Origin of the sequence: Parvularcula bermudensis HTCC2503 (assembly GCF_000152825.2) — a bacterium.
GTDB classification, from domain to species: Bacteria; Pseudomonadota; Alphaproteobacteria; order Caulobacterales; family Parvularculaceae; genus Parvularcula; species Parvularcula bermudensis.
In genome coordinates this window covers 2,431,829-2,444,511 of sequence record NC_014414.1, presented here as the reverse complement: position 1 = coordinate 2,444,511, position 12,683 = coordinate 2,431,829, and the positions used below count along the sequence as shown (strand labels likewise).

12 protein-coding genes are annotated in these 12,683 nt (G+C 62.6%); 6 read left to right on the top strand and 6 right to left on the bottom strand.

What is annotated here, in order from left to right:
* Positions 1-30 precede the first annotated feature (30 nt).
* Together PB2503_RS14880 and PB2503_RS11445 are read right to left on the bottom strand one after the other, a co-directional pair.
* A complete protein-coding gene (locus PB2503_RS14880) occupies positions 31-1,356 on the bottom strand; it encodes a pentapeptide repeat-containing protein (RefSeq protein WP_083811074.1) in 1,326 nt (441 codons plus the stop codon).
* Positions 1,353-2,378 carry a mitochondrial fission ELM1 family protein gene (locus tag PB2503_RS11445; RefSeq protein ID WP_013301418.1) on the bottom strand — a complete coding sequence of 342 codons (1,026 nt, stop codon included), beginning with the start codon at positions 2,376-2,378 and terminating at the stop codon, positions 1,353-1,355. The genes PB2503_RS14880 and PB2503_RS11445 overlap by 4 nt, the downstream gene beginning before the upstream one ends.
* Before the next feature lie 8 nt (positions 2,379-2,386).
* Between PB2503_RS11445 and PB2503_RS11440 the strand changes: the two genes are divergently transcribed.
* The gene (locus PB2503_RS11440) at positions 2,387-2,824 is read left to right on the top strand and encodes a DNA polymerase III subunit chi (protein WP_013301417.1); all 438 of its coding nucleotides are present in this window, start codon (positions 2,387-2,389) and stop codon (positions 2,822-2,824) included.
* A 21-nt stretch (positions 2,825-2,845) separates the two neighbouring features.
* Here the strand turns inward: PB2503_RS11440 and PB2503_RS11435 are convergent, their stop codons facing one another.
* Positions 2,846-5,068, bottom strand: a complete 2,223-nt coding sequence (locus PB2503_RS11435; protein ID WP_013301416.1) for a lytic transglycosylase domain-containing protein — start codon at positions 5,066-5,068, stop codon at positions 2,846-2,848.
* A 149-nt stretch (positions 5,069-5,217) separates the two neighbouring features.
* Between PB2503_RS11435 and dapA the strand changes: the two genes are divergently transcribed.
* Positions 5,218-6,075 carry a 4-hydroxy-tetrahydrodipicolinate synthase gene (gene dapA / locus PB2503_RS11430; RefSeq protein ID WP_238525772.1) on the top strand — a complete coding sequence of 286 codons (858 nt, stop codon included), beginning with the start codon at positions 5,218-5,220 and terminating at the stop codon, positions 6,073-6,075.
* Here dapA and PB2503_RS11425 read toward each other — a convergent pair.
* Positions 6,067-7,404, bottom strand: a complete 1,338-nt coding sequence (locus PB2503_RS11425) for an ABC1 kinase family protein (protein ID WP_013301414.1) — start codon at positions 7,402-7,404, stop codon at positions 6,067-6,069. The genes dapA and PB2503_RS11425 overlap by 9 nt on opposite strands.
* Positions 7,405-7,511: 107 nt before the next feature.
* Entirely contained in the window at positions 7,512-8,825 is a 1,314-nt protein-coding gene (locus PB2503_RS11420; RefSeq protein ID WP_013301413.1) for an MFS transporter, read from the bottom strand.
* A 219-nt stretch (positions 8,826-9,044) separates the two neighbouring features.
* Here PB2503_RS11420 and PB2503_RS11415 point away from each other — a divergent pair, with 219 nt between their 5' ends.
* The 4 genes from PB2503_RS11415 to PB2503_RS11400 all read left to right on the top strand — a co-directional run bounded on the left by PB2503_RS11415 (position 9,045) and on the right by PB2503_RS11400 (position 11,656).
* The gene (locus tag PB2503_RS11415) at positions 9,045-9,662 is read left to right on the top strand and encodes a hypothetical protein (protein WP_013301412.1); all 618 of its coding nucleotides are present in this window, start codon (positions 9,045-9,047) and stop codon (positions 9,660-9,662) included.
* Positions 9,663-9,819: 157 nt separating this feature from the next.
* A complete protein-coding gene (gene smpB / locus PB2503_RS11410) occupies positions 9,820-10,311 on the top strand; it encodes an SsrA-binding protein SmpB (protein WP_013301411.1) in 492 nt (163 codons plus the stop codon).
* A 316-nt stretch (positions 10,312-10,627) separates the two neighbouring features.
* Positions 10,628-10,837, top strand: coding sequence for a cold-shock protein (locus PB2503_RS11405; protein WP_013301410.1), 210 nt, complete (start codon positions 10,628-10,630; stop codon positions 10,835-10,837).
* 111 nt (positions 10,838-10,948) lie between these two features.
* Entirely contained in the window at positions 10,949-11,656 is a 708-nt protein-coding gene (locus PB2503_RS11400; RefSeq protein WP_013301409.1) for a TerB family tellurite resistance protein, read from the top strand.
* A gap of 78 nt (positions 11,657-11,734) precedes the next feature.
* Here the strand turns inward: PB2503_RS11400 and PB2503_RS11395 are convergent, their stop codons facing one another.
* Entirely contained in the window at positions 11,735-12,670 is a 936-nt protein-coding gene (locus PB2503_RS11395) for a DMT family transporter (RefSeq protein ID WP_013301408.1), read from the bottom strand.
* Positions 12,671-12,683: the final 13 nt, after the last annotated feature.

The following is a 12,683-nucleotide window of genomic DNA, read 5'->3' as shown; positions in this document are numbered from 1 at the left end:
GAGGTCGAAGGGCTCCTCTTCTCGCCCCCGTTATTTTTCCGGCAAGGGCGGTGGGGCGCCCTGCTTTCCTATAGGGTGAAGGCGCGTCGGGTCCTCGGGGTCCGTGCACCAGGTTTTGTCGAGCTCTTCGATGATGGCGCTTTGGCTGACAGCTCCTTTAGGCGGTCGTGCCGTAGGCCATAGGGAGCGATTGAGAATGTGTGCCGTGAGCCCCTTGGCGTCAGTCAATCTGGTCTCGCTGAGGTTGGCCTCGGCGAGGTCGGCTCCGCTGAGGTTGGCCCAGATGAGTCTGGCCCCGACGAGGTCGGCCTTGCTGAGGTCGGCCTTGCTGAGGTCGGCATCAATGAGGTTGGCCCTGCTGAGGTCGGCCTTGCTGAGGTTGGCCTTGCTGAGGTTGGCCTTGCTGAGGTTGGCCCCGCGAACGTCCGCGGACTGCAAGTCGCTCTCAACGAGAACCGCTTCACGCCATTCCCATTCTCGGGCGAAGACCTCTGAAGCGCGCCAATGGGGCAGGCGTGCGGCGGTGAGGTTGACGCGGGGCAAGGCGACGGCGCGGCCATGGGCGTTTTTCGTCAGGCGGCTGAGGGCGGTGAGCGCCGTGGCCATGGGCTCCGTCGGCGGCGCCCATTGTCCGTACCAATCGCGCCGCTTTTCGGCATTTCGCGCCTCAAGGGCTCTTCTGTCAGCCCATGAGGCGTCGGGCGATGCCGCCTCCAGCTCAGGCTCTTCCCCCGCCGCGAGGCGCGGGGGATAGTCGGGGCGATTGGTCCGTTCCCGCACAAACCCCGCCAGCACGTCGATGACGGTTTGGAAATAGACATGGCCGTCTTCGGTGGCCAGACGCTCCAGGGGGTAAATACCGGCCATCCGGACGGCCCCATCCCCATGGGCCAGCAATTGGGCGGCACTGACAAAGCGTTCATTGCGCACCGCCTCCCGCTTGGTGTCGGTGTCGAGCCGGGTCAGCCGCGTGCGGGTCGACGCATTGCCCAATTGATAAAGGCCAAAGATCGCCCCGGCGAGACCCGCAAGGCCGAACATCAGGGAGCGGAATTCCTCCCACCCATTCCGCCCGCCATAGCCGGAGGGGATGAGGCCGTCGAAGACCGGCAAATGCCCGGTGACAGAGAGCCAGCCGAGACTGAAAACCACAGTGACGAAGACGATGAGGAACAGCCGGTAAAACGCCCCCTCAAGAACGTCCATGCCCTTGAGGAACGCCCGCCAGTCCCGCCATGGCCGCCGCAGTACCGTGCGCCCCTGATTGAGGGTCCGGAGCCGCTCCCTGCCGAGCCATCGCCCGACCCGCCAGGTCAGCCGCCGGAGACCGCGAGGCGTTGATCGCGTCCCCCTCATCTCCGGGCGCGCCGATAAAGGGCGAGGAGGGCGTCGGCGGCACGGTCGGTCTCTCGCAGCGGGGGATAGGTCCAGTGGTCGTCCGGCCCGGCATCGGGGCGCAGCACGCCATGGGCCTCGAGCGACGCGTGCAGGCGCCGCCATTTCGCCGCCCCCCCTTGCAGGGGCAGCAGGTGGACGGGACAGCCGGTAAAGGCCGCGTCGGTCAGCATATTGGCACTCTCCGCCGTGACATAAAGACGGTCGGCGAGGCCAAGAAGGCCGAAATAGGGGTTGCCGATCTGTCCCACCGCATTGCCATCCCAAATCCACGCCTTTGGCAACCCTTTGGCGAAATGCGGTTTGACCCAGGCCGGGGTGCGGCGGGAAAAGGTGATCAGGACACGGTGGCCCGCATCCTCCGCCGCGGCCAGGGCTTCGAGCATCAGGCTCACCGCATTCGGGGTCATCTTGTACTGCTTGCTGTCCCCGCCGATCAGGGCGACGGCGGTCTTGTCGGCGGGCCCCACCTCCGCCTCCAGGGCCAGGGCGTCCTTCGCCATCCTGACCGAGGAGAGGCGGTTCGGCGCGCCGATCAGCGGCAGGACATTCGCGCCGCTCAGCTGGTCATGGGCCGGGGGCAGGACAAGGTCGAAACCGCCGAGCGGGGCCTTGGGGTCTTGGGTCTGCACGACAAAGGGGGCGCCCGCCATGGCCCGAACCTCAAGGGAGAGGGGCACCGTGCGACGCCCGCAGGCAAGCCAGATATCCGGCCAGGGCGGAGAGAGGGGATCGCTCGACGGGGCTAGGCGGGCGAGGGAGGGGCCAAGGGGACCCCTTGGCAGGCGGTCATGGGGGGGGGTGATGACGATCGTCTTCTCGACGATCCGGCAGGGGGTCCGGCGCGCCAGCGCCTCGGCCAGGCCGAGGACCTGGTTCGCCATGCCGGCACGGCCATCCGATACCGCCCAGAGGGTGAGGGGATCTTTCTGCATATCGGGGCGGGCATAGCCGCGCTTGGCACCGGCGCGAAGGGTCGTCACAAAGGCGCATGACCGAAATCCTGTTTTATCATTGTGAGCGGGCGAGGCCGGAGGCGGTGCTGCCGGTGCTGCTCGAACGCTCCTTGGCGCGGGACTGGCGCGCCGTGGTCAGGCTGCCCGACGAGGCGGCGGTGCGCTATTGGGATGACGCGCTCTGGACCTATGCGGACGATTCCTTCCTGCCCCATGGTGCGGGGCCCCCGGCGGCGGATCAGCCAATCTGGCTCACCGCCGATGAGACCCTGCCGCCTGGACGGCAAATCCTCTTCAGTCTCGTTGCCGAGGGCGTCGAGAAGGGGGGAGAGGGCCTGGAGCGGATCGTCCTGTTATTCGATGAGGACGGGGCGGCGGCGGCGCGGGATGCGTGGCGGGCGGTCAAGGCCAGCGGCCAGGCGGCCACCTATTGGCGCCAGGACCCGGAGGGGCGCTGGCAAAAGGCGGGCTGAGGTCCCCCCTTTTTCAGTGATCTATTCCGTGGCCGGAATAGGAGCAACGCCCCCGCCGACGGGCGTCACCACCGTCTTGAGACTGTCAAAGACCTGCATCGCTTTGGGCAATCGTCCGGGGACGGACAGGGCATTTTCGCCGAAGGTCGCCTGACTGCCCGAAAGGGCCGCTTGCAGCAATTGCGGTGAGGAGGGGCGGACCCCAATCGCCTCGGGGGAGCCGCCGCCGCGGGTCAGATCGGCGAGGATCATCGAGCCAAGCGGCTGATTATTGAGCCGGGCGCGGTAGACTTGGGTGTTCTCGGTCACCCGCATCACGTAATTGCGGGTTTCGGAAAAGGGGATCAATTCCACCCAGTCGATGGGGTCGACATCGCGAGCCCTCGGGTCGCCATAGGTCTCGATCCATTGGTCGACCCGATGGGGGCCGGCATTATAGGCGGCCATCACCATGATATAGCTGCCGCCAAAGCGTTCGATCAGGTGGCTGAGATGCGCGGCGCCCAAGGTGAGATTATAGTCCGGGTCGCTCATCAACCGTGACGTGGAATAGGGGATCCCTTCCTTGCGGGCGGTAATCTGGGCGGTGGAGGCGAGCATTTGCATCAGCCCCCTGGCGCGCGCCGGGGAATAGGCGCGGGGGTTAAACTCCGACTCCTGACGACTGAGTCCCAAAATCAGAGAGGGCTCGGCATAGCGGGTCGCGGCCTGAGGCACGGGATAGAGGGGATAGATCACCTCTGGCACCTCGGCCCCGTTATTGCGCGCGACCTTTGCGGCGCGGACGGAGAGATAATATTTCCCCTCGCTCAGCACGAGGTCTTCATAGGCGCGGACGGCGGTGGGGCTGTCAAGCTCATCGTCGAGGGCCCTGGCGAACCGGTCGAAATGGTCGTCCTCATCGATCCGCACAAGGACACGCATCGCCTGCACCAAGGGCAAGTTTTCAAAGGTCGTCAGCTCGGCGGCGGAGAGCGGCGGCGCCTCCGGGAAGGGGGGGCTATCCTCCGGGACGCCAAGGGCGGCAACGGCGAGCTGGCCGTAATAGGTGTAAGGAAACTCGGCGGCCACGGTATAGTGGAGCCGCGCCTGGCTCTCAATGCCGGCGGCTTCATAGGCGCGGGCGAGCCAATATTCCGCCCGCCCCCGACTGATAGGGGCGCCGACGCCGCTGTTCAGATAGGTGAAATGTGCGACGGCCCGCTCAGGGTCATGGAGGAAGCGCAACGCCACCCACCCCGCCATAAACTCCGCCTCGGCGAAATCGCCCCCCTCTTCGAGGCCTGAATAGGCCGAAAGCGTATAGGCATCTTCGAACCGCGCGTTCTTCAGGGCCCACCGGGTCAGGAGCCGACGTTCCTCGTACCAATCTTCCGGATCCCGCAGGGCAGTGGGGGAGAGGGGCGCGCGACCGGCGGTCTCGATCGCCAAATCGTCCTGATCGGACCGGCGGTAATAGCGAACCAGCGCGTGGAGGACGCCGCTATCGGCCTGACTGTCGGCGGGGAGGGCGCGGTAGAGGGCAAGGCCATTCGCATCGGCCCGCAGGAGGGCGATCCTGGCCTCCGCCTCCCGCCGCTCCTTCGCCGGCAAATAGGGGAGGAGGCGGCGCGAGACCGTGGCCCGGATATCGAACAATTGACGGTCGACCTTGGCGATATGGTCCTGCTGGGTGAGCAGGTCGCCAAACTCCTCAAGGATCTGATCCTCCTGCCGGTTCGCCAGATTGCTGTCGATCCAGAGCTCTTTGATCGCGGCGGTGGCGCCCGCTTCGCTGCCGGATGCGCGGCGGGCGCGCGCCAGGGCAACCCATCCCTCGAAACTCACAGGGTCCCGACCATCGAAATAATGGAGGATTTCGGCGGGCGCGAGGTCGTCGAGCTGTCCTTCCGCTTGCTCCTGCAGCCATGAGGTGCTCGGCCAGTTTGGGTAGGCGTCCAGAAAGGCGAAGATCCGCGCCGCGCCGATGTCTTCGGCCTCAGCCCGTAGGACCGCCCATTCGCCAAGGGCCGAGGCAATTCCCCCCTCAAGGGTGCGCCGAAGCTGCTGTGCGGTGACGCTGTCCCCCCGCTCAATGGCGTCAAAGAGGCCCCTTAGCCGCGCCTCATCGGTCTGGCTCAGATACCGCACCGTCGGATCGGCCGAGGGGGCCTTTGTCTGGGCGGATAGAGCGGCGGAGGCGGCCATTGGCCCCCCGCCGACGATGGCCAGAAATGACAAGAAAGACAGATACAAAGGGCGCATGGCAGTACCAAAATAGTCGTTTTATTATAATAGCACGGCTTCGGGCTTCGTCAGTCCGGTAAGAGATGCTTGCGGTATGAATTTTCAGAGATTAGCTGCCACGAATGGCTTTTTCTCTTGCGACTGTGACTCAGTGGATGGCGGGATCGATGACCGCCCTCGTAACTCCCTTCAAAGGCGGTGAGGTCGATTATGACGCCTACGCCGCCCTGATCGAACGCCAGATCGCGGCGGGGACCCGGGCCGTTATTCCCGTTGGCACCACCGGGGAGTCGGCCACGCTGAGCGAGCGGGAGCATATCGCGGTCGTCACCCATTGCGTCGAGACCGTGAAGGGACGTATCCCGGTGATTGCCGGGGCGGGATCGAACAATACCGTGGCGGCGATCCGCTTGGCTGAACAGGCCGAGGGGGCGGGCGCCGACGCCCTTCTCGCCACGACAGGATATTACAATAAACCCCCACAGAGCGGTATCGAAGCCCATTACCGTCACCTGGCGGAAGCCACCGATCTGCCGATCCTGGTCTATAACGTGCCCGGCCGGACCCAGACCGACGTGGCCGTCGAAACCCTCGCCCGTCTGTCGACGGTTCCCACCATTGTGGGGGTGAAGGACGCCACAGGCGATTTGGGTCGGGTGGCGCTGCATCGCCGGGCCTGCGGCAAAGACTTCATTCAGCTCTCCGGTGAGGATATGACCGCTGTCGGCTATAATGCCATGGGCGGCCAAGGCTGTATCTCGGTGACGGCGAATGTCGCCCCCGAGCAATGTGCTCAATTACAGGACGCGTGTCTCAATGGGCGATTTGCCGATGCCCTGGAGCTTCAGGATCGCTTGACGGCCCTCCACGAAGCCCTGTTCGTCGAGACAAGTCCCGGGCCGACGAAATACGCGCTGGCCCGCCTCGGTCTCTGCCGTGAGGAATTGCGTCTGCCCCTCGTGCCGACCAGCGAGCGCAGTAAGGCCGCGGTCGACCGCGCGCTCGATGAGTTGGGCCTACTCTGAGACTTCGGGAATGAAGGGGTTGAGCAAGGCCCGCACATTTACCCGGGCCTTCAGGCGATGGGCGAGAAGATAGATCCCCGCCACCTTCCGGTGGAGGAAGAGCGCCTGGGGTTTGGGGACGGGGCCGAAATCGCCGTCCTGCCTGAAAGCCAACCCCTTATCCCGCAAACGCTGGGCAATGTCGCTTTTCCCGAAATCGAAGGGGGCGTTCTCCCGGACAGGCTCGAGACTGATCGACAGCATGTCCATCAGCAATTGGGCTTTCTCCGTTGCCATCCCGTCGGTCGAAAACCCGATCCCGGCCGCGGCTGCCCGCACCATCTCCTGATCCCCCGACAGGCCGCCCACGGCGAGCCGACGGTAGCATTCGGTAAAGTCCTCTTCGAATTCGCGCGTTGCGCCGAAGTCGAGCAGCACGACTTTCTTCGTCTTTGGATGATAGAGAAAATTGGCGAAGTTAGGATCGGTCTGCATGAGACGATAGCTGTAGATCTCATGGATGAAGAGATCGAAGAGGAGAGTGGCCACGCGATCTCTTTCCACCTGGTCGAGATGTTCAACGGACTCGATGGGGTTGCCGGGCAGGTAATCCATGGCGAGGACATCGGTCGTCGTCAGATCGTCATAGGCTTTGGGGAGGCAAAACCTGTCGTCCTCACCCAATAATGCCACAAAGCGGCTCAAATATTCAGCCTCCCGCCGGTAATCGGCTTCTTCGTGCAATTGTGCTTTCGCCTCATCGAGGAGGGGCTTCAAATCGAGTGACTTGGGTAGCACACCTGAGAGTTTGATCAGTGACATGACATTGTCGACATCACTGTCAATGCTCTCTCGGACCCCTGGATATTGAACCTTGATGGCGAGGTCCCGGCCGTCTTTCGTGAGGCCGCGATGGACCTGGCCGATCGAGGCGGCGGCGAGGGGCGTGACGTCGAAGCGCTCGAAATTCGAGATCCATCCCCGGCCCCATTGATCGTTGAGGACGGACCTTAATTGTTTGGCCGGCATCGCGTGGGCGGAGGAGCGGAGACGGGCGAGGAGTTCGGCGAGTTCGGGCGGGACGATTTCCCCGGCATCCATGGAGATGAGCTGGCCCACCTTCATGGCGGCACCGCGCAGGCGGGAAAGCTGGTCGGCGACCCGGTTCGCATTGCCGGGGGTGAGCAGCAATTCATTGAGAGAGGGGCGCTCTCCCTTGGCCAACCGTTTCCCTCCTTCGACCAGCATATTGCCCGCAATCCCGCCGGCGAGCCCCCCCATGGACACCATCCGCGACAGACGGCCCGAGGGAACCTTCAGGCCAGGGCGATCATCATCCTCAGCTGCCATCTATCCGCTCCTATCGATGACCATGAGATAGGGTACGCTTCGCGACCGAAAAGCCAAAGAAGAGGTCCCCTCGACCCCTCGCGGAATTGTGTCGCAAGCAAGGGGGCTCAGCGTTGCTGAACATCCTCAAGCCGCATGGCCAGCGGTACGGCCGCGAGGGCAAGTCCCGCCATGACCGCTAAAACGGTTGCAGGCCCGGTGACGCTCATCAGGCCGCCAAAGGCGCCGCCGAGCACCAGAACGACGCCGATGAGGGTGTTCGACAATGCCGTATAGGCGGCGCGGGTCTCCTCACTGGCCATGTCCACAAGATGTGTGGACCGGCCCACCCGAACGCCTTCATAGGAAATCATCAATATAAAGAGTAAGAGGGGAAGGACCGCCATTGTGGAGAGGAGCCCTAAAAACGCAGCGGCGCTGGTGGCCGTGAGAATAAGACCGCCCGCCGCCGCCGATAAGAAGAGCACACGGCGGCTCGATTGATCGGACAGATGCCCCCAGACAAAGCCCGAAACGAAGCTTGCGCTCGCGGAGGCAAGGACGAGGAGCCCAAGGGAATTGTATGGCTGTTCCCCTACCGATCCTGCGGCCACCATAAAGGGCGGGGCGAGGGCCGTCACCGTCAGTAACCCCCTAACGGTGATGAACAGCGACAATTGGGGATCCTCTCGCAGCAAGGAGAATTGGCGGATCGTTTCTTTGATGGCGGTGGCCCCGCCCTCGGTCGCCCCGGGCGCTTCGGTCAGCCGGGTGAATAAGAGGCCCGCAAGGATCCACGCAATCCCCGCAACGATCAGGCCGGCCAGCACCAGGGTCATCCGATCGACGAGTCCTGAAAAGAGAAGCACAGCGAAGACAATGACGCTGATCGCCGCCGCCGAGCTGGCAAATCCGGTGGCCCGGCCACGGCGGGACCGATCGACCGTCTTCCCAAGAACATCCTTATACGTCACTGACGCAACACTGCGGGCAAGGGCGAAGACCGCCAATAGCCCAACGATACTCCATCCCAATAGGGGACCTCTCAGGAAGAAGGCAGCCATCGCCATGGCCAGGACGGCAAGACCTTCGACCCCCGAGGCGATCGCCCAGGCCCATTTTCGCTTGGGGAGGCGACGCAGCATCCCGGCTGTGAACAATTGCGGGAGGAGCGCAAGGGATTCGCGGATCGGCACGAGCAGGCCCACCGTCACTGCCGGCGCCCCATGCGCCGTCAATAGCCAGCTCAGGACAAGTTTGGGGTCGATCAATCCATCTCCACTCTTGGTTAGGGATAACGACGCGGCATGTAGGAAGAAATTGCTCGATTCTTCATGACATGCGGACGCCGGAATATCTTTACACGCGCGACCTTCATCATCTATCGCGATGCGCGCAAACGCTTCATCGAGCCAGTCCCGGTCCTTGGCGGTCTTGTCCACTCTATTCTGTCTCCTGACTTTTTGTTCGGATTATTTCAATTGGTCTTGGTCGATGTTTTGTTCAGCCCTTCATCTAAGCCGATGGGGGCAGGTGACTAGGCCGCGGTTAACGGGTTTTGTTGCAACTGCGAATAGAGCGGGACAAGGGAGATTAAACGCTCGATACAGGCACTCAGGGTGAGGGCCGGATCGGGTTCCCCTTGGCAAGAGGAGAGAAAAATGGGTCTTTTCAATAAATTAGCGTCTACAGTCACCAGCGTGTTCGATATCGCCACGGATGTCGTCGTCGCCGTCATCGATGGCGCGATTGAGATTATCGATGGGGCGTTGGAAATCACCTTCGATTTCCTTTCGATGACCTTCGATACGGCACAGGGCCTCATCGAAACCACCTTTGAGTCTCTAGGGGACATCGTGAAGTCGGTGATATCCCTCGACTACAACATGTTTATCGAATCGACCATCGACTATAAATCCGAAGTCTTCGAGACCGTTATTCAATATAAAGACGACAGCGTGGAATTTGCCGTCGATTTCGCCGGCGGCCTTATCGAGGATAGCCTCGAATTTACCGAGGGGGTCACCCAAGAAGCCCTCGATTTCCTGTTCGGTCAGGACTCGACCGTCGGGGATGAGTTCATCGAAAGCACGCTTGATTTCATCGAGAACGTGACCGATGCAAAGCTCGAATTCGTCGAGGAAACCCTCGATACAGCGACCGATATTATCGAAGAGGTGGTCGATACCGGCCTCGATATCCTCGAAGGGCTGTTGACCTTCGGCGACGCCGCTCTCGATACCGTGGTCGAGACGGTGGATGTCGACCTCGCGGCCTGAGGCCCTTTCACGCAGGCCCATTTTTAGAGAAGGCATAAGGAGTTTGGTCGCCTGACCCCTCCCCGGGGCCTTCTCAATGCGGGCGCGGATCTTGGATCGAAGAGAACCGCGCCCTATATCCCGTGGCTTGGTCCGTTATCACCCGAGCGCACACCCCATGGCCCCCCGCGGAAAATCCGATCCCCATAACAAGACAATTGCCGAGAATCGTCGGGCCCGTTTCGACTATCATGTCCATGAGTCGGTGGAAGCGGGAATTGTCCTTACCGGGACGGAGGTGAAGGCGTTGCGGGAGGGCAAAGCGAACATCGCGGAGAGCTATTGCTCGCCTGAGGCGGGGCCGAACGGCACGGAAATATGGCTCATCAACGCCACGATCCTCGACTATTCCGCCGGCAATCGCGAAAATCACGACCAAAAGCGCCCCCGCAAGCTGCTGCTTTCTCGGCGAGAGATTGGTACCCTGACGGGAGCGGTGGAGCGTAAAGGTTTCACGATCATGCCCCTCCGGCTGTATTTTAATAACCGGGGGATCGCCAAGCTGGCCATTGCCCTCGCCGAAGGCAAAAAGCTGCATGATAAGCGGGATACGCAAAAGGCGCGGGATTGGTCTCGGCAAAAGCAGCGTCTCCTGCGGGAAAACCGCTAAACCTTCGCGCGGTCTGAGCGCTAGGGGCGCTTGCCCGACCTGAGCGCCTGTGCCCGAAAATGGGAGAGAGCGCCAAGGCGTCGTCGATAATCCCCTAAATGCCCATGGGCCGGCTGTGCCGCGGTCATTTTCCACGGGCCAGCGTGTCAGGCAATTCTTGCGGGTATCTGCGAGGTCGCCTATAGGGGGCTTACTGAAAGACTGTTTGGCGATGGACTATCGGCGGTAACGCCACACGACTCCTGCCCGATCTGACTTTCTATTCCGACACGCTTCATGGTGGGGCGATGCGGGTCTTGGGTAAGGAGGCGCCGATATGGCGACTGGTACGGTTAAATGGTTCAATGCCGAAAAGGGTTTCGGTTTCATCAAGCCGGATGAGGGTGGGCAGGACGTCTTCGTGCACATCTCGGCGGTGCAGGAGGCCGGATTGAAGGGCCTCGATGACAATCAGCGCGTCTCCTATGAGATGGTTCAGGATCGTCGTGGCCGGTCGTCGGCTGGTGAACTGAAATTGATGAGCTGATCTTGCGCTGACGTGATCGGGCGCTGACGTCATCTGGCGGGTCAGCGCCGATCACAGCGAATTGAGAGAAACTTAGGTTACAAATTCGGGGGGGCTCGCTACCCCAGTCTCATGACTTTATGGGAAAGCATTGGAGCCCTCCTCGACGAAGCGCGGGACCGCACGCTCGGCGCCATCATGGCGGCGATGGAGGCCCGTCGGCGAAAGCGTGACGCGGCCATTTTCTCGATCGCGCTCATCGCCTTGTCAGCCAAAATGGCCAGGGCCGATGGCGCCGTCAGCGAGTCCGAACTGGCGGCGTTTCGGTCCTTTTTTACCTATCCGCCGAAAGAAGAGCGCAATGTCATGACCGTCTTCCGTCTGGCGATGGAGGATGTGGCGGGCTTTTCCTCCTATGCGCGCCAGGTGGGACGGCTATTCCGCGACGAACCGGCGATCCTCGAAGACGTGCTTGATTGTCTGTTTTATGTCGCCCTTGCCGATGGGGTCGCCCATCCCGCCGAGCTTGATCTCTTGCGGGAGGCGGCGGACGCGTTTGGGGTCGGCCCCTGTGGCTGGCGGCGGATCAAGGCCGCCCATTTGGGCTTTGAACGCGATGATCCTCATGTGATTTTGGGGGTCGAGCCCCATGCGACGATTGCCGAGATCAAGGCGGCTTATCATGCCCTCGTGAAGGAGCATCACCCCGATGCGTTGACCGCGCGGGGGGTGCCGCCGGCCCTCGTCAAAATCGCCGAGCACCGCATGGCGACGATCAATGTGGCCTATGAGAAGCTGGCCGGGGCGATCGCTGTGGGGGCGAGCCACTCGTCGACCTAGACTGAGCCTTTTCAAGCGAAGTGGCCCCCGGTTCGCGTAAGGGTGGTGACGGCGCCATTCCTCTCGGCCTAAAGATCGTCAGACGCCGCGTCGGTCCTGCAGCCATTTGAAGAGGGTGAGGAGGGGGCGGGGTTGCGCCACAAAGACCCCGGCCAAGGCCAGGAACAATCCCGCAAGATGATTGGCGAGCAGGGCTTCGTTGAACAGGACGAGGCCAAAACCGATGGCTGCGAAGGGGGTGAAATAATTGGCGAGCCCAAGAAAGCCCGCCCCGGCGCTTCTCACCATCAGGGTGATGATGAGGCCGTTCAAGGCCGTCGGGAACAGGCCCAGATAGACGATCGCGGCCGCCCCTTGCAGGGTGGGAAGGCCATCGCCCCGCTCAATCAGGATGGCGGGGAGGCTGGCCCCAAGCGCCCCGGCGATCAGCATCATCGAGGTGAAGCTGAGCGCGGCAAGCGGCGCCGCCCGTCGCAGCAGGACGGCGGCAATGGCGTAGCCCAGCGTGGCCGCCAATAACATGAGCTGTGCGACGACATCGGCTGCGAGAATATTCCTGAAGGCCGCCGGACCGATCAGGGTCAGGGCCCCGGCAAAGCCAAGGGCCGTGCCGATCATCTTTCCCCTGGTCAGCGGTTCGTCTGCATACGCGGCAGCGAGAATAACCGTCGCGATTGGCATAAACGCCATATAAATGCCCGCCAGGAGCGAGGGGACGGTGAGCTGGGCGAGGGGGAACATCGTCATCGGCATCGAATAGCCGATCAGGCCAATGGCGATGGCCGATCCCCATAGGGGATTGAGCCGTCCCTGGTCGATCAAGGCGGGCCACCGCTCCCCCGCGACGCGCATGATGATCGCCATAGCAAAGGCGGCGACCCATAACCGTCCGGCGGCCACCGTCAGGGGGGCGGCGCTCAGCAGGGCCGCGCGGATCCCACTGAAGGCGGATCCGCCCAGGATCACGACGCCGACCAGCAGTGCCCAGTCCCGTGGCTTGGGGGCAATGGTCAAAGCCGGGCGCGTT

Coding starts and splice junctions, on each gene's coding strand:
- PB2503_RS11425 (WP_013301414.1), bottom strand. CDS start 7,404: ATGGCAGCTGAGGATGATGATCGCCCTGGCCTGAAGGTTCCCTCGGGC.
- PB2503_RS11435 (WP_013301416.1), bottom strand. CDS start 5,068: ATGCGCCCTTTGTATCTGTCTTTCTTGTCATTTCTGGCCATCGTCGGC.
- PB2503_RS11400 (WP_013301409.1), top strand. CDS start 10,949: ATGACTTTATGGGAAAGCATTGGAGCCCTCCTCGACGAAGCGCGGGAC.
- dapA (WP_238525772.1), top strand. CDS start 5,218: ATGACCGCCCTCGTAACTCCCTTCAAAGGCGGTGAGGTCGATTATGAC.
- smpB (WP_013301411.1), top strand. CDS start 9,820: ATGGCCCCCCGCGGAAAATCCGATCCCCATAACAAGACAATTGCCGAG.
- PB2503_RS11440 (WP_013301417.1), top strand. CDS start 2,387: ATGACCGAAATCCTGTTTTATCATTGTGAGCGGGCGAGGCCGGAGGCG.
- PB2503_RS14880 (WP_083811074.1), bottom strand. CDS start 1,356: ATGAGGGGGACGCGATCAACGCCTCGCGGTCTCCGGCGGCTGACCTGG.
- PB2503_RS11415 (WP_013301412.1), top strand. CDS start 9,045: ATGGGTCTTTTCAATAAATTAGCGTCTACAGTCACCAGCGTGTTCGAT.
- PB2503_RS11405 (WP_013301410.1), top strand. CDS start 10,628: ATGGCGACTGGTACGGTTAAATGGTTCAATGCCGAAAAGGGTTTCGGT.